The 22,092-nt window shown below is 68.0% G+C and carries 23 protein-coding genes; 16 read left to right on the forward strand and 7 right to left on the reverse strand.

The window, feature by feature from the left end; genetic code table 11:
• Positions 1-136: 136 nt before the first annotated feature.
• The 8 genes from ABFX45_RS21480 to ABFX45_RS21515 all read left to right on the forward strand — a co-directional run bounded on the left by ABFX45_RS21480 (position 137) and on the right by ABFX45_RS21515 (position 8,627).
• Positions 137-736 (forward strand): urease subunit gamma, encoded by a 600-nt coding sequence (locus ABFX45_RS21480; protein WP_109631824.1) that lies wholly within the window; start codon positions 137-139, stop codon positions 734-736.
• On the forward strand, positions 733-2,415 hold the full coding sequence (locus tag ABFX45_RS21485; RefSeq protein ID WP_346131770.1) for an urease subunit alpha: 1,683 nt from the start codon (positions 733-735) through the stop codon (positions 2,413-2,415). The genes ABFX45_RS21480 and ABFX45_RS21485 overlap by 4 nt, the downstream gene beginning before the upstream one ends.
• Positions 2,415-3,023 (forward strand): urease accessory protein UreF, encoded by a 609-nt coding sequence (locus tag ABFX45_RS21490; protein ID WP_428834178.1) that lies wholly within the window; start codon positions 2,415-2,417, stop codon positions 3,021-3,023. Before ABFX45_RS21485 ends, ABFX45_RS21490 begins: the two co-directional genes overlap by 1 nt.
• Positions 3,013-3,648 carry an urease accessory protein UreG gene (gene ureG, locus ABFX45_RS21495; protein ID WP_346131771.1) on the forward strand — a complete coding sequence of 212 codons (636 nt, stop codon included), beginning with the start codon at positions 3,013-3,015 and terminating at the stop codon, positions 3,646-3,648. Before ABFX45_RS21490 ends, ureG begins: the two co-directional genes overlap by 11 nt.
• A complete protein-coding gene (locus tag ABFX45_RS21500; RefSeq protein ID WP_346131772.1) occupies positions 3,645-4,346 on the forward strand; it encodes an urease accessory protein UreD in 702 nt (233 codons plus the stop codon). Before ureG ends, ABFX45_RS21500 begins: the two co-directional genes overlap by 4 nt.
• A gap of 155 nt (positions 4,347-4,501) precedes the next feature.
• Entirely contained in the window at positions 4,502-5,158 is a 657-nt protein-coding gene (gene pdxH / locus ABFX45_RS21505) for a pyridoxamine 5'-phosphate oxidase (protein WP_109631833.1), read from the forward strand.
• Positions 5,159-5,372: 214 nt separating this feature from the next.
• Complete coding sequence (asnB, locus tag ABFX45_RS21510) at positions 5,373-7,307, forward strand: asparagine synthase (glutamine-hydrolyzing) (protein ID WP_346131773.1); 1,935 nt, start codon at positions 5,373-5,375, stop codon at positions 7,305-7,307.
• A gap of 57 nt (positions 7,308-7,364) precedes the next feature.
• The gene (locus tag ABFX45_RS21515) at positions 7,365-8,627 is read left to right on the forward strand and encodes an MFS transporter (RefSeq protein WP_233439181.1); all 1,263 of its coding nucleotides are present in this window, start codon (positions 7,365-7,367) and stop codon (positions 8,625-8,627) included.
• On the opposite strand, the gene ABFX45_RS21520 is transcribed toward ABFX45_RS21515, so the two are convergent.
• Complete coding sequence (locus tag ABFX45_RS21520; RefSeq protein ID WP_346131774.1) at positions 8,611-9,393, reverse strand: hypothetical protein; 783 nt, start codon at positions 9,391-9,393, stop codon at positions 8,611-8,613. The genes ABFX45_RS21515 and ABFX45_RS21520 overlap by 17 nt on opposite strands.
• Positions 9,394-9,465: 72 nt before the next feature.
• Here ABFX45_RS21520 and ABFX45_RS21525 point away from each other — a divergent pair, with 72 nt between their 5' ends.
• Positions 9,466-10,860: an APC family permease gene (locus ABFX45_RS21525; protein ID WP_109631840.1), complete on the forward strand. Its 1,395-nt coding sequence runs from the start codon at positions 9,466-9,468 to the stop codon at positions 10,858-10,860.
• 7 nt (positions 10,861-10,867) lie between these two features.
• Here the strand turns inward: ABFX45_RS21525 and ABFX45_RS21530 are convergent, their stop codons facing one another.
• The gene (locus ABFX45_RS21530) at positions 10,868-11,587 is read right to left on the reverse strand and encodes an AAA family ATPase (RefSeq protein WP_112228965.1); all 720 of its coding nucleotides are present in this window, start codon (positions 11,585-11,587) and stop codon (positions 10,868-10,870) included.
• Entirely contained in the window at positions 11,584-12,360 is a 777-nt protein-coding gene (locus ABFX45_RS21535; protein ID WP_346131775.1) for an MBL fold metallo-hydrolase, read from the reverse strand. Before ABFX45_RS21535 ends, ABFX45_RS21530 begins: the two co-directional genes overlap by 4 nt.
• Positions 12,361-12,398: 38 nt before the next feature.
• Between ABFX45_RS21535 and ABFX45_RS21540 the strand changes: the two genes are divergently transcribed.
• Together ABFX45_RS21540 and ABFX45_RS21545 are read left to right on the forward strand one after the other, a co-directional pair.
• Positions 12,399-13,286, forward strand: coding sequence for an aldose 1-epimerase family protein (locus tag ABFX45_RS21540; RefSeq protein ID WP_346131776.1), 888 nt, complete (start codon positions 12,399-12,401; stop codon positions 13,284-13,286).
• 34 nt (positions 13,287-13,320) lie between these two features.
• Positions 13,321-14,529 (forward strand): amidohydrolase, encoded by a 1,209-nt coding sequence (locus ABFX45_RS21545; protein ID WP_346131777.1) that lies wholly within the window; start codon positions 13,321-13,323, stop codon positions 14,527-14,529.
• A 101-nt stretch (positions 14,530-14,630) separates the two neighbouring features.
• Here the strand turns inward: ABFX45_RS21545 and ABFX45_RS21550 are convergent, their stop codons facing one another.
• On the reverse strand, positions 14,631-15,770 hold the full coding sequence (locus ABFX45_RS21550) for an acyl-CoA dehydrogenase family protein (protein WP_346131778.1): 1,140 nt from the start codon (positions 15,768-15,770) through the stop codon (positions 14,631-14,633).
• A gap of 82 nt (positions 15,771-15,852) precedes the next feature.
• Here ABFX45_RS21550 and ABFX45_RS21555 point away from each other — a divergent pair, with 82 nt between their 5' ends.
• The 4 genes from ABFX45_RS21555 (at position 15,853) to ABFX45_RS21570 (ending at position 19,359) form a co-directional block, all read left to right on the forward strand.
• On the forward strand, positions 15,853-16,437 hold the full coding sequence (locus ABFX45_RS21555) for a TetR/AcrR family transcriptional regulator (RefSeq protein ID WP_109631854.1): 585 nt from the start codon (positions 15,853-15,855) through the stop codon (positions 16,435-16,437).
• Positions 16,434-17,366, forward strand: a complete 933-nt coding sequence (locus ABFX45_RS21560) for a carbohydrate kinase family protein (protein WP_346131779.1) — start codon at positions 16,434-16,436, stop codon at positions 17,364-17,366. The genes ABFX45_RS21555 and ABFX45_RS21560 overlap by 4 nt, the downstream gene beginning before the upstream one ends.
• 224 nt (positions 17,367-17,590) lie before the next feature.
• Positions 17,591-18,904 (forward strand): citrate synthase, encoded by a 1,314-nt coding sequence (locus ABFX45_RS21565; RefSeq protein ID WP_109631858.1) that lies wholly within the window; start codon positions 17,591-17,593, stop codon positions 18,902-18,904.
• 77 nt (positions 18,905-18,981) lie between these two features.
• Positions 18,982-19,359 carry a hypothetical protein gene (locus ABFX45_RS21570; protein WP_146231403.1) on the forward strand — a complete coding sequence of 126 codons (378 nt, stop codon included), beginning with the start codon at positions 18,982-18,984 and terminating at the stop codon, positions 19,357-19,359.
• Here the strand turns inward: ABFX45_RS21570 and ABFX45_RS21575 are convergent.
• Positions 19,356-19,649, reverse strand: a complete 294-nt coding sequence (locus tag ABFX45_RS21575) for a hypothetical protein (RefSeq protein ID WP_346131780.1) — start codon at positions 19,647-19,649, stop codon at positions 19,356-19,358. The two genes, ABFX45_RS21570 and ABFX45_RS21575, sit on opposite strands and share 4 nt — an antisense overlap.
• A gap of 51 nt (positions 19,650-19,700) precedes the next feature.
• Here ABFX45_RS21575 and ABFX45_RS21580 point away from each other — a divergent pair, with 51 nt between their 5' ends.
• On the forward strand, positions 19,701-19,814 hold the full coding sequence (locus ABFX45_RS21580) for a hypothetical protein (RefSeq protein WP_346131781.1): 114 nt from the start codon (positions 19,701-19,703) through the stop codon (positions 19,812-19,814).
• A 140-nt stretch (positions 19,815-19,954) separates the two neighbouring features.
• Here ABFX45_RS21580 and ABFX45_RS21585 read toward each other — a convergent pair whose 3' ends face one another.
• A complete protein-coding gene (locus tag ABFX45_RS21585; protein WP_346131782.1) occupies positions 19,955-21,136 on the reverse strand; it encodes an ABC transporter permease in 1,182 nt (393 codons plus the stop codon).
• The gene (locus ABFX45_RS21590; RefSeq protein ID WP_109631866.1) at positions 21,133-22,041 is read right to left on the reverse strand and encodes an ABC transporter ATP-binding protein; all 909 of its coding nucleotides are present in this window, start codon (positions 22,039-22,041) and stop codon (positions 21,133-21,135) included. The genes ABFX45_RS21585 and ABFX45_RS21590 overlap by 4 nt, the downstream gene beginning before the upstream one ends.
• Positions 22,042-22,092: the final 51 nt, after the last annotated feature.

The following is a 22,092-nucleotide window of genomic DNA, read 5'->3' on the forward strand; positions in this document are numbered from 1 at the left end:
TCCTGCGGTTTTGCCCCATGAACGCGGGACGCCCGCACCGCTGACTCCGGCTGTCAACCGGTCGATGGACACGCGACCGTGTTTCGGCCGTGTTTCCACTCCGCGATAACGAGCTTTCGCGTGTTAGAACAACCGGGTGCATCTGACGCCGCATGAACGCGACAAGCTCCTCGTGCACGTCGCCGCCGACGTGGCCCGGCGCCGGCTCGAACGCGGGGTGCTGCTCAACTACCCCGAGGCCGTCGCGTTGATCACCGACCACGTGCTGGAGGGCGCGCGGGACGGCCGCACGGTCAGCGAGCTCATGGAGAGCGGCCGCACGGTGCTCGCGCCGGAGCAGGTCATGCGCGGGGTGCCGGAGATGATCGACTCGGTGCAGGTCGAGGCGACGTTCCCGGACGGCACGAAGCTCGTCACCGTGCACCACCCGATCGCGCCGTCCGCCGGGCCTGCGCCAGGTGAGGTGATCGTCGGTGGCGAGCCCGTCGAGCTGAACCCCGGCAGGCCACGCATCACGATGACCGTGGTGAACGCCGCCGACCGGCCCGTTCAGGTCGGATCGCACTTCCACTTCGCCTCGGTCAACACCGGCCTGGAGTTCGACCGGGAGGCCGCCTTCGGCTACCGGCTGGACATCCCCGCGGGCACCGCGGTGCGGTTCGAGCCGGGTGTGGAGCGCGAGGTCACGCTGGTTCCGTTGGCAGGCTTGAGGATTGTCCGGGGGTTGCAGCGATGATCGACCGCGAGCGCTATGCCGAACTGCTCGGGCCGACCGTGGGCGACCGGATCCGGCTCGCCGACACCGACCTGTTCATCGAGGTCACCGAGGACCGCTCGCGCGGTGCCGGATCGAGTGACGAGGTGATCTTCGGTGGCGGCAAGGTGATCCGCGAGTCGATGGGCCAGGGGATCGCGACCCGTGCCGAGGGCGCGCCGGACCTGGTCATCACGGGTGCGGTGATCCTCGACCACTGGGGTGTCGTCAAGGCCGACGTCGGCGTGCGGGACGGGCGGATCGTCGCGATCGGCAAGGCGGGCAATCCGGACACGATGGACGGCGTCCACCCCGATCTGGTCATCGGGCCGTCGACGGAGATCCTGTCCGGCAACGGGAAGATCCTGACCGCGGGCGGCATCGACTGCCACGTGCACTTCATCTGCCCGCAGATCGTGGACGAGGCGCTGGCGTCCGGGCTCACGACGCTGGTCGGTGGCGGCACCGGGCCGGCGGAGGGCACGAAGGCCACCACGGTGACGCCCGGTGCCTGGTACCTCGACCGGATGCTGACGTCGATGGACCACATGCCGATCAACGTTCTGTTGCTGGGCAAGGGGAACACCGTCTCCGTCGAGGGCCTGCGCGAGCAGCTCACCGGTGGCGCGGGTGGTTTCAAGCTGCACGAGGACTGGGGCACCACGCCCGCCGCGATCGACGCGTGCCTGCGGGTGGCGGACGAGTCCGGTGTCCAGGTCGCGATCCACACGGACACGTTGAACGAGGCGGGCTTCCTGGAGTCCACTGTGGACGCCATCGCCGGCCGGTCGATCAACGCCTACCACTCGGAGGGTGCCGGTGGCGGACACGCGCCGGACATCATCCGGGTGGTCTCGCTGCCGAACGTGCTGCCGTCGTCGACGAACCCGACGCGGCCGCACACCGTCAACACGCTCGAAGAACACCTCGACATGCTGATGGTGTGCCACCACCTCAACCCGTCCGTGCCGGAGGATCTGGCATTCGCGGAGTCGCGGATCCGGCCGACCACGATCGCGGCCGAGGACCTGCTGCACGACATGGGCGCGATCTCGATGATCTCGTCCGACTCGCAGGCGATGGGCAGGGTCGGCGAGGTGATCATCCGGACCTGGCAGACCGCGCACGTCATGTCGTCCCGGCGTTCCATGGACTCGAACCTGCGGGCGCAGCGGTACGTCGCGAAGTACACGATCAACCCGGCGATCGCGCACGGCATCGCTTCCGAGGTCGGTTCGGTCGAGGTCGGGAAGCTCGCCGATCTGGTGCTGTGGGAGCCCAAGTTCTTCGGTGTGCGGCCTTCCGTGGTGCTGAAGGGCGGGTTCATCGCCTGGGGCGCGATGGGTGACGCGAACGCCTCGATCCCGACGCCGCAGCCGGTGTGGGCGCGGCCGATGTTCGGCGCCACGGCCGGAGCTGCTTCGAGCGTGTTCTTCGTTGCGCCGCAAGCGATCGAGGCCGGTATCGCGGATCGGTACGCGCGACGGGTGCTGCCCGTCGCCAACACCCGGTCGGTCACGAAGGCCGACATGGTGCTGAACGACGCGATGCCGGACGTGCGCGTTGACCCGGACAGCTTCGCCGTGCACGTCGACGGTTCGCTGGTGGAACCGTCGCCGGTCGCGGAGCTGCCGATGGCCCAGCGGTACTTCCTGTTCTGATGCTGACCGCGCTGATCCTCGCCGACTCCCGGTTCCCGGGTGGTGGGCACGTGCACTCAGGAGGCTTGGAGGAGGCCGCCGCGCGCGGGTTGGTCACGGACGAGCCGTCGCTGAAGTCGTTCCTGCACGGGCGTTTGCTCACCACCGGCTTGCTGGCGGCCGGGTTCGCGGCCGCGGCGGCCAGGGGCGAGGACCTGGAGCTGCTGGGCGCGGAGCTGGATGCCCGGACGCCGTCACCCGCCCAGCGCGAGGCCTCACGGGCGCAGGGACGCGGCATGCTGCGGGCGGCTCGGCGGGCCTGGCCTTCTGAGCGGCTTGCCGCGCTGTCGAGGGACCCGCACCAGCCGCTGGTGATCGGAGTGCTGGTCGGCGACCCGTACGAGGCCGCGCTGACGTGCGCATATCTCGCGGTGAGCGGCCCGGCGTCGGCCGCGGTGAGGTTGCTCGGACTGGACCCGTTCGGGGTCAACGCGATCGTGGCGGCGCTTCCGGTGGAGGACGTCGCCTCGCGGGCGGTGAAGGAACTGCCCGCACTTGGTTCACCTGCCTTGGACCTGCTGGCCGAGGCCCACGTACGACGCGAAGGGGTGCGTCTCTTTGGGAGCTAACCACGGGCCCGACCCGCACGATCACCACCACGGCAGCGCGCCGCGCATCGGCATCGGCGGCCCGGTCGGCAGCGGCAAGACCGCGCTGACCGCCGCGCTGTGCCGGGCGCTGGGCGAGCAGCTGTCGCTGGCGGTCATCACCAACGACATCTACACGACCGAGGACGCCGACTTCCTGCGGCGGGCGGGCGTGCTGGACCCGGCGCGCATCGAGGCCGTGCAGACCGGGTGCTGCCCGCACACCGCGATCCGCGACGACATCACCGCGAACCTCGACGCCGTCGAACGTCTGGAACACAAGTTCCCCGCGCTGGACCTGGTGATCATCGAGAGCGGCGGCGACAACCTGACGGCGGTGTTCTCGCGCGGCCTGGTCGACAAGCAGATCTTCGTCGTCGACGTGGCCGGCGGCGACAAGGTGCCGCGCAAGGGCGGCCCCGGCGTGACGACGGCAGATCTTCTGGTCATCAACAAGGTGGACCTGGCGCCGTTCGTCGGCGCGAACATGGACGTGATGATCTCGGACGCGCACCGGATGCGGGGCGAGCTGCCGGTCATCGCGCAGTCGCTGGTGGAGACGCCGGAGGCGCCCGAGGTCGCCAAGTGGGTGCTGGCCCAGCTGTGAAAGCTTCGGCGCGGTTGGTGGTGGGGCTGGACTCGCACGGCAACAGCGTCGTGCGGGTCCTGCGCTCGCAGTCACCGTTGACGTTGGTGCCGGCGCGACGCGTGGGTCCGGTCGCTCTGGTGCACCTCGTCAGCTCCGTGACGTCCCCGCTCGGTGGAGACTCGCTGGAGCTGACGGTCGAGGTGGGCCCTGGAGCCTCACTGGATCTACGCGGAGTGGCGGCGACCCTGATGCTGCCCGGCCCGACCGGCCTGCCCTCCTCATCGGTGCTGCGGTTCTCGGTGGAGGGCTCCGTCCGGTACGTGCCGGAGCCGACCGTGGTGACGAGCCGTGCCCACCACGTCGCAGTGGTGGAGGCTGAATTGGACGGTCACGCAGAGTTGCTGCTGCGCGAGGTCCTCGTCCTCGGCCGGGTGGGCGAGTCCGCCGGCACGCTGTCGACCTCGGTGCGCGCAACCCGTTGCGGCAAGCCGTTGTTGCACCAACAGCTCGTCGTCGGCACGCCGTCGATCGACTCGTCCGCCGCCGGGCTGGCGGGCAAGCGGGTCGTCGGCACGTCGTTGATGTTGGACGCGGTGCCGCGAGCGTCCGATGGCGGTGAGTGGTGGAACGTCGTTCCGTTGGCAGCGGGCGGAACCCTTGCCACCGCCTTGGGTGATGACGTGGTGACGGTCACACGTGTGCTCGATGCCATCTGACTCGATCACGGTCTCGATCCAGAACCGTTCTTTCTACGGACAGTCACCGTTCAGGTGGTGGCCATCACCGCGCAGGCGGTTTCGGGATTCGTTCGCCGTGCGTATGGTCGCGGGGCCAGGGACCACGAGTTCTGCCGCTGCTTGGAGGTTCGCCGATGACGGAGATCACGAACATCGCGCTACCGGCGATGCGCGTGTCGTACGAGCAGGGCTCGCTGAGCGAGTCGGAGCTTTCCGCCACCTGGAACGAACAACTTCAGCTGTGGCTCGACGAAGCCACCCGCGCGGGGCTCCCGGAGCCGAACGCGATGGTGCTCGCGACCACCGATGTGAAGGGGCGGCCGTCGTCGCGGACGGTGCTCGCCAAGGGGCTCGATGAGCGCGGGCTCGTGTTCTTCACCAACTACACGTCGAACAAGTCGCACGACCTGATGGCCACGCGGTACGCGTCGGCGACCTTCCCGTGGTTCGCGATGCAGCGGCAGGCGCACGTGCGCGGGGTCGTGGAGAAGGTCGGGCCCGTGGAGACCGCCGAGTACTGGAACTCGCGGCCTCGTGGGTCGCAGATCGGGGCCTGGGCGTCGCCGCAGTCTCGAGTAGTAGCTGGGCGATCCACTTTGGATTCGGCGCTGCACAAGATCGAGCGGCAGTTCGCGGACACGGAGAAGATTCCTGTGCCGCCGCACTGGGGTGGGTGGCGGATCCGGCCTGAGGAGGTCGAGTTCTGGCAGGGGCGGCGGGATCGGATGCACGACCGGCTGCGGTTCCGGCTGGGGCGGGACGGGTGGCAGGTTGAGCGGGTTGCTCCCTAGGTAGTCGAGGCTTTTGCGCGAGGGGCGTCTCCTGTGGGCGGGAGGCGCCCTTTTGCTGTGTTCGAGGGCCGCTGGTTCGTGGTGGGTCAGCTCGCTTCGCGCGGTTAGCTCAACCCCGCTCGGGCCTCGTGCGTCCTCAGGGTGTCTCAGTGCCCGAATTCGGCACGGGCATACTGGGTTTTCGGACACAGCTAGCTACGAGGTGCGATTTCACGTGTGCGGAGTGCTCGGACTCATCTGTTCCACCGAGGCCGCTGCGGCCTCCGCGCGCGGCTCGGTTGCTGCGGCGCTGCGTTGCCAGCGGCACCGCGGGCCCGACGAGCAGGACACCTGGGCTGACGCCGAGGTCGTCTACGGGTTCAACCGGCTCGGGTTCATCGACCTGGACCACTCCCACCAGCCGCTGGTCTGGGGGCCGCCGGAGAACCCGACCCGCTACACGTTGAACTTCAACGGGGAGATCTACAACTACCTGGAGCTGCGGGCTCAGCTGGCGCGGGAGTTCGGGGCGCAGTTCAAGACGCAGGGTGACGGCGAGTCGATCGTCGCCGGGTACCACTACCACGGGGCTGACTGGGTCAAGCGGCTTCGCGGGATGTTCGCCTTCATGATCTGGGACGCGCAGGAGCGGGTGGTCTTCGGGGCGCGGGATCCGTTCGGCATCAAGCCGTTGTTCTGGGCGGCAGGGCCTGGCGGGGTGGCGTTCTCCTCGGAGAAGAAGAGTTTGCTGCAGCTGACCGGGGTGCTCGGGATCAGCCAGGAGCTCGACCGGACGGCGCTGCAGCACTACCTGGTGTTGCAGTACGTGCCGGAGCCCGAGTCGCTGCACAAGGCGATCCGGCGGGTGGAGTCCGGGACGTCGTTCAGGCTCACGCCGGGTGGGCAGGTGCTGTTCAACCGGTACTTCAAGCCGGTGTTCTCGCCGCGGCCGGTCAACAGCGACGCTGAGGCCGAGGCGTTGCACGAGCGGATCGCCGACGTCATGCGCGACTCGGTGGCCAAGCACATGATCTCGGACCCGGACGTCACGGTCGGGGCGTTCCTGTCGGGTGGCATCGACTCGACGGCCACGGCGACGCTGGCCAAGCAGCACAACCCGAACCTCATCGCGTTCACCAGCGGGTTCGACCGGCAGGGGTACTCAGAGGTGGACGTCGCCGCGGAGACCGCGGCGGCGATCGGGGTGCGGCACGTCGTGAGGACGGTGTCGCCGGACGAGATGATGGAAGAGCTGCCGCTGATCATCTGGTACCTCGACGACCCGGTGGCGGACCCGGCGTTGGTGCCGTTGTGGTTCATCGCTCGTGAGGCGCGCAAGTACGTCAAGGCCGTGCTGTCCGGTGAGGGCGCGGACGAGCTCTTCGGCGGGTACGTGATCTACCACGAGCCGTTGTCGTTGTCGCCGTTCGAGAAGGTGCCCGGCAGCGTGCGCAAACTGATGGGGGCCGTGTCCAAGAGCATTCCCGAAGGGGTGCGGGGCAAGGACCTGCTGCGGCGCGGGGCGCTCAGGCTCGAGGAGCGGTACTACGGCAACGCTCGCAACTTCAGCGACGACCAGGTGCGGGCGGTGTTCCCCGGCTACGTCGAGGGGATCGGTTTCCAGGACGTCACGGCGCCCTGGTACCGGGAGTCCGAGGGCTGGGACCCGGTCGCGCGGATGCAGCACATCGACCTCTTCACCTGGCTGCGCGGGGACATCCTGGTCAAGGCCGACAAGGTGACCATGGCCAACTCGATCGAGCTGCGGGTGCCGTTCCTGGACCCGGAGGTCTTCAAGGTCGCGGCCGAGGTGCCGCTCGACCAGAAGCTCACCGAGGGGACCACCAAGTACGCGCTGCGGAAGGCGTTGTCGAAGATCATTCCGCCGCACGTGCTCAACCGGCCCAAGCTGGGCTTCCCCGTGCCGATCCGGCACTGGTTGCGGGCTGAGATGTACGACTGGGCGCGCGGGGTCATCGCCGACTCGCAGACCGGGCACCTGCTGGACAAGAACGCGGTGTACGCGTTGCTCGACGAGCACAAGTCGGAGCAGTTCGACCGCAGCCGGCAGCTGTGGTCGGTGCTGTGCTTCATGATCTGGCACGGGATCTTCGTCGAGGGGCGGATCAGCCCGAAGGTGCCGGAGCCGGTGTACCCCGTCCGTCTCTGAAGTGGTGTTGGCGACACGTTTACGTAAAGGACCTGTTAGTTGTCATAAGCTAACGAAGTGGCCACCCTGGGGAGAAGTGCGCGCTCGACGTTCGTGATCGACACCCGGCCGTTGAAGATCGTCGCTTATCGCCGGTTGTGGCTGTCCACGATCGTCACGGCGGTGGGCTCCCAGCTCACCGCCGTCGCCGTGCCCAAGCAGGTCTACGACCTCACCGGGTCGTCCGCGTGGGTGGGGGTCGCCGCCGGTGTCGCGCTGGTTCCGCTGCTGGTCTTCGGACTGTGGGGCGGAGCGATCGCGGACACGGTCGACCGGCGCAAGCTGCTGCTCGTCACCAACACCGGCATCGCCGTGTCGTCGGTGCTGCTGTGGGCGCAGGCGGCGCTGAACGTCGGTTCGGTGTGGCTCGTGATCGCGTTGCTCGGGCTGCAGCAGGTGTTCTTCGCGGCCAACGCGCCGGCGCGGCAGGCGTCGATCGCGCGGCTGGTGCCGGCTGAGCTGTTGCCGTCCGCGGGTGCGCTGGGGTCGACGGTCATGCAGTTCGGCGCGGTGCTCGGGCCGTTGCTCGCGGGGGCGTTGATGCCCGTTGTCGGGTTGTCCACGTTGTACCTGGTGGACGCGATCGCGCTCGTGGCCACGGTCTACGCGGTCTGGATGTTGCCGCCGATGCCGCCGTTGAACGGGACCGTGCGGCGTGCGGGGCTCAGGGACGTGCTCGACGGGTTCGTCTACCTGTGGGCGCAGAAGGTGCTGCTGGCGAGCATGTTGCTGGACATCATCGCCATGGTGTTCGGCATGCCGCGGGCGCTGTTCCCGGAGATGGCCCAGCACACATTCGGTGACCCGCCCGGCGGCGGGTTCGCGCTGGGCGTGCTGTTCGCGGCGATTCCGGTCGGCGCGGTGCTGTGCGGGCTCACGTCCGGGTGGGTCTCGAAGGTCAGCAGGCACGGGGTCGCGGTGGCGCTGGCCGTGGTCGCCTGGGGTGTCGCGATCATGGGCTTCGGGCTGGCGGGGTCGCTGTGGGTCGCCGCGGCGTTCCTGGCGCTGGCCGGAGCCGCGGACATGGTGTCGATGGCGTTCCGCGGCGCGATCCTGCAGTCGGCCGCGACGGACGAGATGCGCGGGCGGATGCAAGGGGTCTTCATCGTCGTCGTGGCGGGTGGGCCGCGCATCGCGGACCTGTTGCACGGCACGGGTGGTGCCGCGTTCGGCACGGCGGCGGCGGTGACCGCGGGTGGGGTTCTGGTGATCGTGGCGACGGTGCTCGCCGTGGTGTTGCTGCCGGCGATCTGGCGCTACCGCCTCAGTTCCGCCGGCTGATCTCGTTCGCGGCGGGCTCGGCGATCTGCACTTCGGTGCCCCAGTCGGTGAAGCGCGCCTCGTCGACGATCAGCGCGTTCTGGAACTGGGTGGAGAACTTGATGCGGATCGGCAGGCCGCCGCCGTCCAGCTCGACCTCGCCGACCGAGCCCGTGACGCCCTGGTCGAGAGCGAGCTTGACCTCGTTGCGCAGGTTCTCGTCGGTGAGGGTGTCGTAGGCCTTCCGGTAGTCGACGGCGATCGAGTAGCGGGTGCGGTCGCCGGTCTGCGCGGTCAGCTTCAGCTCGCCACCCGCGCCGATCACCGGCAGGTGGTACGTCGTGAAGACGGCCTGCTGGTAGATCACGTCGTGGAAGCCGAGCATGGTGTTGGTGAAGTCGTCGGTGTCCTTGCGGTCGAGCTTCACCCACGGCTTGTCCTGCGGCAGACCGAACACCTGAGGCAGTTTCACGAACGCCGTGTCCTTTGTGGTCGAGACGAACCGCAGTTCCTGCTCCGCGCCTCCGGTCTGGACAGGACGCTTGGTGGTCGCGTCGATGCCGGGGACGTCACCGAGGCGGACCGCGCCGTTCGCCGGGGCCGTGACACCGCCCGTGGTCGGTGGCGCGATGGTGAAACGGTAGGTCTTCTTCTCATTGGCCGCCTTGGAGACCGCGGCGACGAGGCTCTTCACATCGGGGTGTTGGACCGATCCGGCCGGAGGTGGTTCCGAGGTGCAGGCGGTCAGCGCGATGGCGGCGACGAGCAGAGTTGCCGTGCGTTTCATTGTTACACCATATGGGTGAGGTAGACGCCCGTTCACGCTGGTGTCCAGGCCAAACGGGCACAATCTCGGGGCATGGCTGAAGCGACTCCACAAACGGAGCAACCGGAACTGAAACGGGCGATCGGCCCGAAGCTCCTGTTGTTCTTCGTCGTCGGCGACATCCTCGGTACCGGCATCTACGCGCTCACGGGCAACGTCGCCGGCAAGATCGGCGGCGCGCTCTGGCTGCCCTTCCTGCTCGCGTTCGTGGTGGCGTTCCTGACCGCGTTCAGCTACCTCGAGCTCGTCGGGAAGTACCCCAGAGCCGCCGGTGCGGCCCTCTACACCAACAAAGCGTTCAAGATCCACTTCTTGACGTTCATGGTCGCGTTCGCGGTGATGTGTTCCGGCATCACGTCGGCGTCCTCGGCGGCACTCGCCTTCGGCCGCACCTATCTGCGGCAGCTGCTCATCGAGTTCTTCGACGTCGCGATCCGGCCGGAGTCGCTGGTGATCACCGGCATCGCGATCATCTTCATCTCGGCTCTGGCGGTGATCAACTTCCGCGGCGTGTCCGAGTCGGTCAAGACCAACGTCGTGCTCACCTGCATCGAGCTGTCCGGCCTGGTGATCATCATCTTGATCGGCGCGTACGCGATCGCGGTCGGCGACGGTGAACCCGGCAGGCTCACCCAGATCGACGTTCCAGAAGGCAGCACCGTGATGCTCGCGATCACCTCGGCGACGGCACTCGCGTTCTTCGCGATGGTCGGCTTCGAGGACTCGGTGAACATGGCGGAGGAGTGCCGTGACCCGGTGCGCATCTTCCCGAAGGCGATGCTCTGGGGCATGGGCATCGCGGCGACGATCTACGTGCTGGTGGCGATCACGTCGTCGTTGCTGATCCCGGCCGACGAGCTGGCCAAGGCGGGCAGCAGCGCGTTGCTGCGGGTCGTCACCGTCGGCGCGCCCGGCTTCCCGCTGTGGGTCTTCGCGTTGATCGGCCTGCTGGCCGTCATCAACTCGGCGCTGATCAACATGCTGATGGCCAGCCGGTTGCTGTACGGCATGGCGAACGAGCGGATCATCCCGAGGTTCTTCGGCACCGTGCACCCGTTCCGCCGCACGCCGTGGATCTCGATCGTCTTCACGACCGGCGTCGCGGTGATCCTGGTGTCCACCGCGGACATCGGCAAGCTCGGCGGCACGACGTCGTTGCTGCTGCTGATCGTCTTCACCATCGTCAACGTCGCGTGTCTCGTGCTGCGCCGGGAGAAGTCCGAGCACAAGCACTTCCGCGCCCCGACGTGGGCTCCGGTGCTCGGCGCGATCACCTGCGCGTACCTCGCGATGCCGGTGCTGTCCGGCCGCCCGTGGGACGACTACGTGATCGCGGGCTGGCTGCTGCTCGCCGGTCTGGTGCTGTGGGTGATCAACCGCGTGCTGACCGGAAAGCACGAGATTCACCCGGAGAACCTGACGAAGTAGGGCCTTCTCAGTCCAGCAGGTACCTCAGGAACCGGTCGGGCTCACCCAGGAAGTTGCGGGTGAGCGCGACCGGTTCCGCCGTGTCGTAGGAGACCTCGTCGATGACGCCGTCCGTGATCTCCAGGATCGTGGCGCCGGGTGCCGCGAGCAGGATCGGCGAGTGCGTGGCGATGATGAACTGCGAGCCCTCTTCGACGAGCTCGTGCATCCGTCGCAACACGGTCAGGCAGCCCTTGACGGACAGCGCGGCCTCCGGCTCGTCCAGCACGTAGAGCCCGCGCCCGCCGAACCGGTGCGTCATCAGGTCCATGAAGCTCTCGCCGTGCGACCGCTCGTGCAACGACTTCCCGCCGTACGAAGCCAGAATCCCCTCACCGATCCGCTCGATCTCGGTGGCGACGTTGTAGAACGACTCGGCGCGCAGGAAGTAGCCCGTGCGGGGTTTCCTGGTGCCCCAGCTCAGGGTCAGGAAGTCGCCCAGTGACGACTCGGTCGCCCTGGTCGCGAAGCGGAACGACTGCGAGCCGCCCTCCGCGTTGAACCCCGCCGCCACCGCGATCGCCTCGACGAGCGTCGACTTGCCCGCACCGTTGTCGCCGACCAGGAACGTGACGGGCCTCGTCAGCTCGATCGGGTTCTCGACCAGGTGCCGCACGACCGGCAGCGTGAACGGGTACCGGTGCGTGTCATGCTGCTCGTCGAGGCGGATCTGGCGGATGAACGTCATGCCAGCCTGGCCAGCTCGACCGGGTCGTGGGCGCAGAACACCTCGATCTCGTCGTTGGCCTTGAGCTCCCTGAGTCGCTCCACATTGGACAGACGCTGCTCGCGGATCGTCTCGGTCTGCTTGGCGGTGAGCTTGAGCGCGAAGATGTTGCTCGGCGGCGTCTCGACCTCGCCGCGGTAGAAGTACGCGTCACCGGCGTGCAGCAGCCAGCCGTCGTCGCTCTTCACCGCGATGCCGGTGTGCCCGCGGGTGTGTCCGATCAGCGGCACCATGAGGATGTCCTCCGGCAGGCCGGGGATGTTCTTGACGGCCTCGAACCCGAACCAGTCCTCGCCCTCTGCCTTGTGCGTCTCGAAGGTGACGCCCTCGCGCTGGAGCTTCGGGTACCGCGCCCGTTCCTTGGCGTTCCTGGGGTTGGTCGCGGCCTCCAGCTCGGTGTCCAGCACGTGGACCGTGGCGTTCGGGAAGTCGCGCAGGCCGCCGGCGTGGTCCAGGTCGAGGTGGGTGAGCAGGATGTGCCGGACGTCCTCCGCGCCGTACCCGCGCTTCTCGACCTGGAAGATCGCCGTCTCGTTGATGTCGAGCAACGGCTTGAGCAGTGTGCGGCTCAGACCGTCGAGCGTGGCTTTCGGGTTGGTCACCTCGTTCGTGCCGAAGCCGGTGTCGACCAGCACGAGACCCTCGTCGGTCTCGATCAGCAGGCAGTGCGCCACGATGCCGCCCGCGACCAGGGGTGGCCGCATGGTGCCGCAGTTGAGGTGATGAACCTTCATCGGCAAGTCCTTCCGCTGGCCCCGTAGGCTTCAGCCTCATGTTGGGGATCTCGTACGAGGGTGCCACCGCCGTGATCACGACTGTAGGCGCGGGTCTGCGGTCGTTCGAGGTGGACGGCGTTCCGTATGTGGAGACATTCGGGCCCGACGAGAAACCGCCGATGAGCGCGGGTGCCGTGCTGGTGCCGTGGCCGAACCGGACCGCAGGGGCGTCCTGGGTGCTCGACGGGGTCGTTCAGCAGCTCGAAGTCACGGAGCCGGCGCGGGGGAACGCGATCCACGGGCTGGTCCGGCGGCGGCCCTGGTCGGTGCTGGAGCACACCGGGTCGTTGGTGTCGTTGCAGACCCTGATCGAGCCTCAGCCCGGATGGCCTGCGGCTTTGCGGGTCACCGTGTCGTACGCGTTGGACGACAACGGGCTGACGGTGACGCACGGGGTGAAGAACGTCGGGGATCTGGCGACGCCGTTCGGGGTGGGAACGCATCCGTACCCGCGTGCCGGCAACGCCGCCACCGACTCGTGCACGCTGACGCTGGCGGCCACGACCGTGCTGCCGCTGGACACCGACCGGATGGTGCCCTCGGGGGCGGCCGTGCCGGTGGAGGGCACCGAGTTCGACTTCCGCGAGGGGCGGGAGCTGAACGGCGTTCGGCTGGACACGCCGTTCGGCGGGTGTGAGCCGTCGCGGGACGGGCTGGTGCACCACTCCCTGGTCGCGGAGAGCGGTGGCGTCGAGGTGTGGGCCGACCCGGACTTCCGGTGGGTGCAGGTGTACACGCCGGACTCCTACCCGCAGCGCGGGCGCGCCGTGGCCATCGAGCCGATGACCTGCCCGCCGGACGCGCTGAACTCCGGCGTGGACCTGATCTGGGTGGCTCCTGGGGAAACCTGGGGTGCTCGGTGGGGGATCAAGCCGCTCTCGTAGCGAAACGCGGGCACAACCGTTAGCGTTGCTAACCATGAACATCGCGATCACCGGGGGCTACGTCGTGCCCGTCGACGGCGAACCCGTCGAAGGCGGCACTGTCCTGATCCAGGACGGGAAGATCGTCGCGGTTGGTGCCGACGTCGACATCCCGGACGGGGTTGAGGTCGCCGACGCCGACGGGGCCTGGGTGCTGCCCGGCTTCGTCGAGGCGCACGGCCACATCGGTGTCCACGAGGAGGCCGAGGGCTGGGCCGGCCAGGACACCAACGAGATGACGCATCCCGTCGGCGCCCGCATGCGCGCGCTCGACGCGATCAACCCTGCTGACCTGGGCTTTGCCGACGCGCTGAGCGGCGGGGTTACCACCGCGGTGATCAAGCCGGGGTCGGGCAACCCGATCGGCGGGCAGACGGTGGCCGTGAAGTGCTGGGGGCGGACCGTCGACGAGATGCTCCTCAAGGAGCCGGTCAGCGTGAAGAGCGCGCTGGGGGAGAACCCGAAGCGGGTCTACGGGGACAAGGGCAAGCTTCCGTCGACGCGCCAAGGGGTTGCGGCGGTCATCCGGGACGAGCTCACCAAGGCGCAGGACTACCTCGCCAAGAAGGCGGAAGCGGAGAAGGACGGCAAAGCCTTCGAGCGCAACAACACCCAGGAGATCCTCGGGAAGGTGCTCCAGGGCGAGCTGCCGTGGTGCCAGCACGCGCACCGGGCGGATGACATCGCCACGGCCATCAGGCTGTCGGAGGAGTTCGGCTACAAGCTGATCCTCAACCACGGCACGGAAGGCCACCTGATCGCGGACCTCATCGCGGAGAAGCAGATCCCGGTGATCATCGGGCCGCTGTTCACCTCACGGTCCAAAGTGGAGCTGCGCAACCGCGGGCTGCGCAACCCCGGCATCCTCGCCCGCGCCGGGGTCGAGCTGGCGATCACCACCGACCACCCCGTGGTGCCGATCCACTTCCTCGTGCACCAGGCCACCCTCGCGGTCAAGGAGGGGCTCGACAGCGAGGTGGCGCTGAAGTCGATCACGGTCAACCCGGCGCGGATCATGGGGTTGCAGGATCGCGTCGGCGCGTTGAAGCCCGGGCTCGACGGCGACGTGGTGATCTGGTCCGGGGACCCGTTGGACGTGATGAGCCGGGCCCTGCACGTGTACGTGCAAGGGCGCGAGGTCTACACGTGGAACGAAGCCAAGGGTGAAGGGGTCGTGGCCGACCCCTTCTACCGCGAGAGCTAGCGGCGCGTCCCGGAACGTTGGCGAGGTGATTCACGCTCAGCAGGGCACCACGATGCACCCGTCTGACCGCGAATTCCCCGGCAACGTTCCGGGCTACACCACTAGCGGAGCCCGCGGCCGATCACGAGGCGCTGGATCTGGTTGGTGCCCTCGAAGATCTGCAGGACCTTGGCCTCGCGCATGTAGCGCTCGACCGGGAAGTCGCGGGTGTAACCCGCGCCGCCCAGCACCTGCACGGCGTCGGTCGTCACCTTCATCGCCGCATCGGTGGCGACGAGCTTGGCGATCGACGCCTGCTGGCGGAACGGCAGGCCGCGGTCGCGACGGCGAGCCGCCGAGATGTACGTGGCACGCGCCGACTCGACCGCGGCGGCCATGTCGGCGAGCATGAACTCGAGGCCCTGGAACTCGATGATCGGACGGCCGAACTGGGTGCGCGTCTTGGCGTACGCCACGGCCTCGTCCAGTGCGGCCTGGGCCAGTCCGACGGCGCAGGCGGCGATGCCGAGGCGGCCGGAGTCCAAAGCGGACAGTGCGATCTTCAGGCCGTCGCCCTCGTTGCCGATCAGGCGGTCGGTGCCGAAGCGGACGTCGTCGAACGACAGCTGCGCGGTGATCGAGCCGGTGAGGCCCATCTTGCGTTCCGCGGGAGCCGCCTCCAGGCCAGGTGCGTGACCCGGTGCGAGGAAGCAGGAGATGCCGCGGCCGCCGTCCGGGGACGTGCGGGCCATGAGGGTGTAGAAGTCGGCGGCGCCGGCGTGGGTGATCCACGCCTTGGTGCCGTTCACGACGTACTCGGAGCCCTTGCGGACGGCGCGGGTCGACATGGCGGCCGGGTCGGAGCCCGCCTGGACCTCGGACAGGGCGTAGCCGCCGAGCAGCTCGCCCTCGAGCATCTCGGGGAGCCAGCGGTCCTGCTGTTCGCGGGTGCCGAAGGTGGCGAGGCCGTAGCACGACATGACGTGCACGGAGAGGCCCACGGCGACCGTCATCCACGCGGAGGCGACCTCTTCGAGCGCCTGCAGGTACACCTCGTAGGGCTGCTCGCCGCCGCCGAACTCCTCGCGGTACGGCAGACCCAGCAGGCCGGCCCTGCCCAACAGGCGGAACGCCTCGCGGGGGAACTTCTCGTTCTCCTCGGCGTCCGCGGCGTGTGGCTTCAGCTCGTCCCGCGCGATCTCCCTGACCAGCGCGATCAGGTCCTCGGCCTCTTGGGTGGGGAGCAGCCGCTCGGCGGGCATCGTCGACCTCCGGTGTGTACTGATAGCAGTACTGTAGGACGTACCGCAGTACAGCTGCCAGTCAATGTGGCAGGGTCGTCACATGACACGGGCTCTCACGCAGCGGCAGGCCGAGCTGCTCACCCGGTTGGAGACCCTCTTTCTGAACGAGGGGTTCGGTCATCTGACACTGGATGACATCGCGGGCAGGCTGCGCTGCTCCAAATCGACGCTGTACGCGCTCGCGGGCAGCAAGGAACAGCTCGCCGTGCGGGTGGTCGGCCGCTACTTCAAGGGTGCCGCCGAGCGCATCGAAAGGCGCATCGCGGGCCTCGACGACGTGCGCAAACGCATCGGCAGCTACCTCGCGGGCGCTGCCGAGGAGCTCAACAAGGCCTCGGCGGCGTTCATCGCCGACGTGTCCGCTTTCCCGCCCACCCGCGCCACCTATGAGCGCAACGCGCGCGCTGCGGCCGAGCGCATCAAGGCGTTCATCCAAGACGGCGTGCAGACGCACGTCTTCCGCGAGGTCCACGCCACGCTGTTCGCCGAGATGGCCGGGTTGCTCATCGAGAGCATCCAGACGGGTGTCCTCACGAAACGGGCAGGTGTTTCGGACGCCGAGGCGTTCACCGCGCTGGGTGAACTGTTGTTGGATGGGCTCCAGAGAGAACGGAGCCAGAAGTGATCGTGGTTGCTGGTGAGGCACTGGTCGACATGGTGCCGGTGGGGGACGACGAGCTCGCCCCGCTCGCGCCGAAGCTGGGTGGCGGGCCGTACAACGTCGCCGTCGCACTCGGGCGGCTGGACGTGCCGACGAGCTTCCTGTCGCGGGTGTCGGACGACCACTTCGGTGAGCAGCTGATCAAGCGGCTGCACGCGTCCAACGTGCGGACGGATCTGGTCCAGCGCGGGCCGGAGAACACCACGCTCGCCGTCGTCGGGCTCGCCGAGGACGGTTCCGCGCGCTACTCGTTCTACGTCGAGGGCACCGCCGACCGGCTCGTGCAGGACCCCGGTCCGCTGCCCGCCGAGGCCAAGGCCGTCTCGTTCGGCACGCTGTCGCTCGTCCTGGAGCCCGGCGCGTCCACCTACGAGCAAGTGCTCAGGCGCGAGAGCAAGCGCTTGCTCACCGCGCTCGACCCCAACATCCGGGCGGGGCTCATCGACGATCCGGGCGCCTACCGGGCGCGGTTCCGCTCGTGGCTGCCCGACGTCGGTCTGCTGAAGGTCTCCGTCGAGGACGCCCGGTGGCTCGCGGAAGAGGGCGACGTGATCGAGATCGCAAGGACGTGGATTTCACAGGGACCGGCGGCGGTCGTGCTCACCAAGGGTGGTGACGGTCTCTCCGTGATCACCGCCACGGGACAGGTCGACGTGCCGCCCGTGAAGGTCGACGTGGTCGACACGATCGGTGCCGGTGACACCGTGCAGGGTTCCCTGCTCGCGTGGCTGCACGACCACAACGCGTTGAGCGCGGAGAAGGTGCGTGCACTCGGTGACGATGAATGGACCGCCGCATTGACCTACGCGGGTGCAGCCGCCGCGATCACATGTTCCCGCGCGGGCGCCGAACCGCCCTTTGCGAGCGAACTCACCGCTGCGTTGGCTGGATAAAACCGGGGAACGGACTACCGTGAAGGAGCCGCGCTAGAAACTGGCATTACGGATGTGATGCCGGTCCCATCTCACAGAATCGGTTCACACCGCTGCTGCGAGGCGGGCCTTCCGCCGACTAGCGTGAGTGAACTTAGAAGACTCAGATCCCAACGGGGTGGTCCGAGACGACGGCAGGCCGTGCGACCTGCCACCACCCCGTCCGAGCGTTGAGAGGGACTTGAATGCCCGACGCGACGACTGCGCCGAACGACACCCAGACCGTCGCGCTGCGCCACGGGGGCGGAGAGCTCGAGATGAAGGTGGTGCCGGCGACCGAAGGCGCGTCCGGCATCGAACTCGGCAAACTGCTGTCGACGACCGGTCTGGTAACCCTGGACACCGGCTTCGTCAACACGGCCTCCTGCTCCTCCGAGATCACCTACATCGACGGTGACGCGGGCATCCTGCGTTACCGCGGGTACCCGATCGAGCAGCTGGCCCAGCGTTCGAACTTCATCGAGGTCAGCTACCTGCTCATCTACGGCGAGCTGCCCACTGCCGCCCAGCTCGAGGACTTCTCGCAGAAGATCAGCAGGCACACCCTGCTGCACGAGGACCTCAAGCGCTTCTTCGACGGCTTCCCGCGTGACGCGCACCCGATGCCGGTGCTGTCCTCCGCGGTGTCGGCCCTGTCGACCTTCTACCAGGACTCGCTGTCGCCGTTCGACGCGAACCAGGTGGAGATCTCCACGATCCGCCTGCTCGCCAAGCTGCCGACCATCGCGGCCTACGCGTACAAGAAGTCGGTCGGCCAGCCGTTCCTCTACCCGGACAACTCCCTTGGCCTGGTGGAGAACTTCCTGCGGATGACCTTCGGCTTCCCGGCTGAGGCCTACGACCTCGACCCGGACCTGGTCCGCGCTCTGGACCTGCTGTTCATCCTGCACGCCGACCACGAGCAGAACTGCTCCACGTCGACCGTGCGCCTGGTCGGCTCGTCCGAGGCGAACCTCTTCGCGTCCATCTCCGCGGGCATCAACGCCCTGTTCGGCCCGCTGCACGGCGGCGCGAACAGCGCGGTGCTCGAGATGCTCGAGAAGATCAAGGCCGACGGCGGCGACGTGAAGTCGTTCGTCAACAAGGTCAAGAACAAGGAGGACGGCGTCCGCCTGATGGGCTTCGGCCACCGGGTCTACAAGAACTACGACCCGCGTGCCGCGATCATCAAGAAGACGGCCGATGAGATCCTCAACAAGCTCGGCGCCGACGACCAGCTGCTCGACATCGCGAAGCAGCTGGAAGAGGCCGCTCTGAGCGACGAGTACTTCATCTCCCGCAAGCTCTACCCGAACGTGGACTTCTACACGGGTCTGATCTACCGGGCGATGGGCTTCCCGACGAAGTTCTTCACCGTGCTGTTCGCGCTCGGCCGTCTCCCCGGCTGGATCGCGCACTGGCGCGAGATGATCAACGACCCGGCCACCAAGATCGGTCGTCCGCGGCAGATCTACACCGGCCCGACCGAGCGTGACTTCGTGGCGATGGAAAACCGCTGATTGCGGGCTGATTCTGGTCGTAAGCTGAAGGCGCGTCGCCACGGGCGGCGCGCCTTTCGCGTGTTCTGGGGTGGTGCGTGACGGACGTGCGGGCTGAGGTGGCTCGTTTGTACGAGCAGCACGACAAGATGCGGTACCCGCGAGGGTTGACCGCCGGCGCCGAGGTCGCGGGCGTGGTCATGACCCTGCTCGACGGAGGTGCGACGAGCTGGATCAAAGCCTGGCTCGAACGCGATGGTGAGGCTGACGAGGACATGATCGTGTACCTCGCACTCTTCCTCGACGAACTGCACCGGGTGGTGCCGGTCTTCGCTGATCCGGCCTCGGACCGGTATCGGCCGTACGCTGCCCACTACTTCAGCCGCCTCCGTGAGATGGTGCGGCTGATCCTCCTCGAAGTCAGCGCTTCATCCGTGCAGGGCGCCTGTCATGCAGGCGCGCCCCGTTCGTTTTAGCGTCGAGTGGTGAGTTCCGGCCTCGCTCGTCTGGTTCTGCCGAGATTTTGCGGACATCCGATCATCCAGCCATTCTCGCGGCTGCGGAAAGGTTCCCTCGCGCGCTCGCATTGTTCGTTCTCGACGACAGGTTGCTGAAAGCTTCCGGACAGCCGCGAATCGTTTTCCTGCACCGCTGCCTGCGCATTGAACGACGAGCTGGGCGGCCGGCTGATGGTCGTGCACGGCGACCCGGTGAAGATCGTTCCGCGCAGCGCGAAGGAAATCGGGTCGGAGAGCGTCCACGTCACCGCTGACTGCGCGCCGTACGGGGCGAACGCGATGAGGCTGTCGAGGAGGCGTTGGGGGACATCGAACTCGTCCGCACCGGCTCGCCCCGCGCCGTCACGCCGGGCCGTGTTCGCAAAGCGGACGGCACCCCGTTCAAGGTCTTCACGCCGTTCCGCAACGCCTGACTGGACCACGGCTGGCGCAAGCCCGCGGACACCGATACGTCCACTCTGGACTGATCAGGGCGCCCTGGACCCGCACACGCTGGAACCGGTCGTCGACCACGCGGTCGAACGTCAGGTGGCGCTCGACCGCTACCAGGCCGTCAGATCTTGAGGGCCTCGCGGAGCTTCACGCGAGCTCCGGTCCGCAGCACGGCGTTCGCGTAGACCTTGCCGCCCAGCCACGTGATCGCCGCGATGGCCGCCAGCGCGAGCGCGATCGCCAGCAGCACCTGCCACGTCGTCGCCACGCCCATCGCCATCCGGCCCGGCATCAGGATCGGGGCGAACGGCGGCAGCAGTGACAGGACGGTGACCGTCGTGCCGGACGGGCTGCCGATCATCAGGTTGATGCCCACCACGAACGCCACGATGATCGTCATGCTGATGGGCGTCAGCACCGACTGCAGCTCCTCCTGCCGCGACACCAGCGACGCGGCGGCCGCGAACACCGTGGCGTACAAGAAGAAGCCGAGCAGGTACCACAGGACGCCGGTCAACAGCGCCGTCGCGCCGAGAGCACCCACGTCGATCACGTCGAACGCCGACGACAGCCCCAGCCCGACCATGGAGATCACCAGCAGCTGCAGCAGGCCGACCGCGCCGAGCCCGATCACCTTGCCCAGCAACAACTGCCACGGCCGCACGGTCGCGAGCAGGATCTCGACGACCCGGCTGGACTTCTCCTCGACCACGCCCTGCGCGACCATCGTGCCGTAGACCAGCAGCGAGTAGTACAGCAGCGCGGCCACGATCAGGCCGATCGCGAGGCGCTGACCTCGTTGCGGGTCAACGGGTTCCAGCGCGGTGACGTCGACGTTGACGTTCGCCAGGTTCTGCGCGACCTGCTGCGGGGTGATGCCCGCCTCGGCGAGCTGGGCGACGAGCACCTGCTGGCGCAGCACGTCGTTCAGCACCGTCGTCAGCACCTCGTCGCCGGAGCCCTTGACGATCATCTTCAACGCCGGTGGCGCGCCCGTCACCAGAGCGTCCAGCGAGCCGTCGCGGACCTGCTGCTCGGCGCTGTCCACGGTCGTGACGTCCTGCGTCTCGACCTCGATGCCGAACGACTTCGCCTTCTCCCGCAACGGATCCGCGAGCTGCGTCGCCTGGCCGGAGAGACCGACGACGCTGCGCTGCTGGTCGTCGAAGAGCACCGACTGCAGCACGACGTACCCGGCGAGCACGGCGATGATCACCGCGGTGCCGATCAGGAACGAGCGGGTGCGCACCTTCGTGACGAACTCGCGCCGTGCCACCAACGAGACCGCTCGGGCCGACGTCATGTGCTCCTCGCCTCGGTGGTCACCACGTTGCGGAACAGCTCCGTCAGCGTCGGGCGCTGACGTGAGAACTCGTACACCGGGCCCGCGGCGAGAGCGGCATGCAGTACGGACTGGTCGTCGACGCCCGAAGCGAGCTCCAGCACGCAGCGCGTCCCGTTCTTCTCGATCACCCGCACACCGTCCAGCGTGGCAGCCCAGTCGGTTGTTGGCGACTCGACGACCAGCCGCGACTCCCCGCCGGACCGGAGCTCGTCGACCGTTCCGCTCGCGACCATCGACCCGGCGCTGACGATGCCGACCCGGTCGCACAGCCGTTCCACCAGGTCGAGCTGGTGGCTGGAGAACACGACGGGCACCCCGGAAGAAGCCTTCTCGCGCAGCACCTGGCTCATCACGTCCACCGCGACCGGGTCGAGGCCGGAGAACGGCTCGTCGAGCACCAGGACGTCCGGCTCGTGCACCAGGGCGGCCGCGAGCTGCACGCGCTGCTGGTTGCCGAGGCTCAGGCGCTGCACCTCGTCCGTGCGGCGGTCGCGCAGGCCGAGACGCGCGATCCAGTTCTCCGCGCTGGTGTGGGCCTCGTTGGTGCTCATGCCGTGCAGCTCGGCCAGGTAGACCAACTGGTCGAGCACTCTCATCCGCGGGTAGAGGCCGCGCTCCTCCGGCATGTAGCCGATGCGGCGCCGGGTGTCGAGGTCGACGGTTCTACCGTTCCACCGCACCTCGCCGGAGTCGGCCGCGAGCACGCCCAGCGCGATCCGCATGGTCGTGGTCTTCCCGGCGCCGTTGCTGCCGACGAACCCGAAGAGCTCGCCCGCGTGCACGTCGAAAGACATGTCCCGCAGGGCGACGACCTCCCCGTAGCGCTTGGAGATCGCGTCGATCTCCAGCACCCCCTCAGGCACGGTGCATCCCTTCGTTAGCCCGGATGGCGGTAATCGGACTCAAAGTATCGG

Origin of the sequence: Lentzea roselyniae (genome assembly GCF_039537795.1) — a bacterium.
GTDB classification, from domain to species: Bacteria; Actinomycetota; Actinomycetes; order Mycobacteriales; family Pseudonocardiaceae; genus Lentzea; species Lentzea atacamensis.

What these genes read in the sequence shown, in the direction of transcription:
- ABFX45_RS21485 (WP_346131770.1), top strand. Translation starts at nt 733, where the DNA reads ATGATCGACCGCGAGCGCTATGCCGAACTGCTCGGGCCGACCGTGGGC.
- ABFX45_RS21490 (WP_428834178.1), top strand. Translation starts at nt 2,415, where the DNA reads ATGCTGACCGCGCTGATCCTCGCCGACTCCCGGTTCCCGGGTGGTGGG.
- pdxH (WP_109631833.1), top strand. Translation starts at nt 4,502, where the DNA reads ATGACGGAGATCACGAACATCGCGCTACCGGCGATGCGCGTGTCGTAC.
- ABFX45_RS21520 (WP_346131774.1), bottom strand. Translation starts at nt 9,393, where the DNA reads ATGAAACGCACGGCAACTCTGCTCGTCGCCGCCATCGCGCTGACCGCC.
- ABFX45_RS21525 (WP_109631840.1), top strand. Translation starts at nt 9,466, where the DNA reads ATGGCTGAAGCGACTCCACAAACGGAGCAACCGGAACTGAAACGGGCG.
- ABFX45_RS21530 (WP_112228965.1), bottom strand. Translation starts at nt 11,587, where the DNA reads ATGACGTTCATCCGCCAGATCCGCCTCGACGAGCAGCATGACACGCAC.
- ABFX45_RS21535 (WP_346131775.1), bottom strand. Translation starts at nt 12,360, where the DNA reads ATGAAGGTTCATCACCTCAACTGCGGCACCATGCGGCCACCCCTGGTC.
- ABFX45_RS21540 (WP_346131776.1), top strand. Translation starts at nt 12,399, where the DNA reads ATGTTGGGGATCTCGTACGAGGGTGCCACCGCCGTGATCACGACTGTA.
- ABFX45_RS21545 (WP_346131777.1), top strand. Translation starts at nt 13,321, where the DNA reads ATGAACATCGCGATCACCGGGGGCTACGTCGTGCCCGTCGACGGCGAA.
- ABFX45_RS21550 (WP_346131778.1), bottom strand. Translation starts at nt 15,770, where the DNA reads ATGCCCGCCGAGCGGCTGCTCCCCACCCAAGAGGCCGAGGACCTGATC.
- ABFX45_RS21555 (WP_109631854.1), top strand. Translation starts at nt 15,853, where the DNA reads ATGACACGGGCTCTCACGCAGCGGCAGGCCGAGCTGCTCACCCGGTTG.
- ABFX45_RS21565 (WP_109631858.1), top strand. Translation starts at nt 17,591, where the DNA reads ATGCCCGACGCGACGACTGCGCCGAACGACACCCAGACCGTCGCGCTG.
- ABFX45_RS21585 (WP_346131782.1), bottom strand. Translation starts at nt 21,136, where the DNA reads ATGACGTCGGCCCGAGCGGTCTCGTTGGTGGCACGGCGCGAGTTCGTC.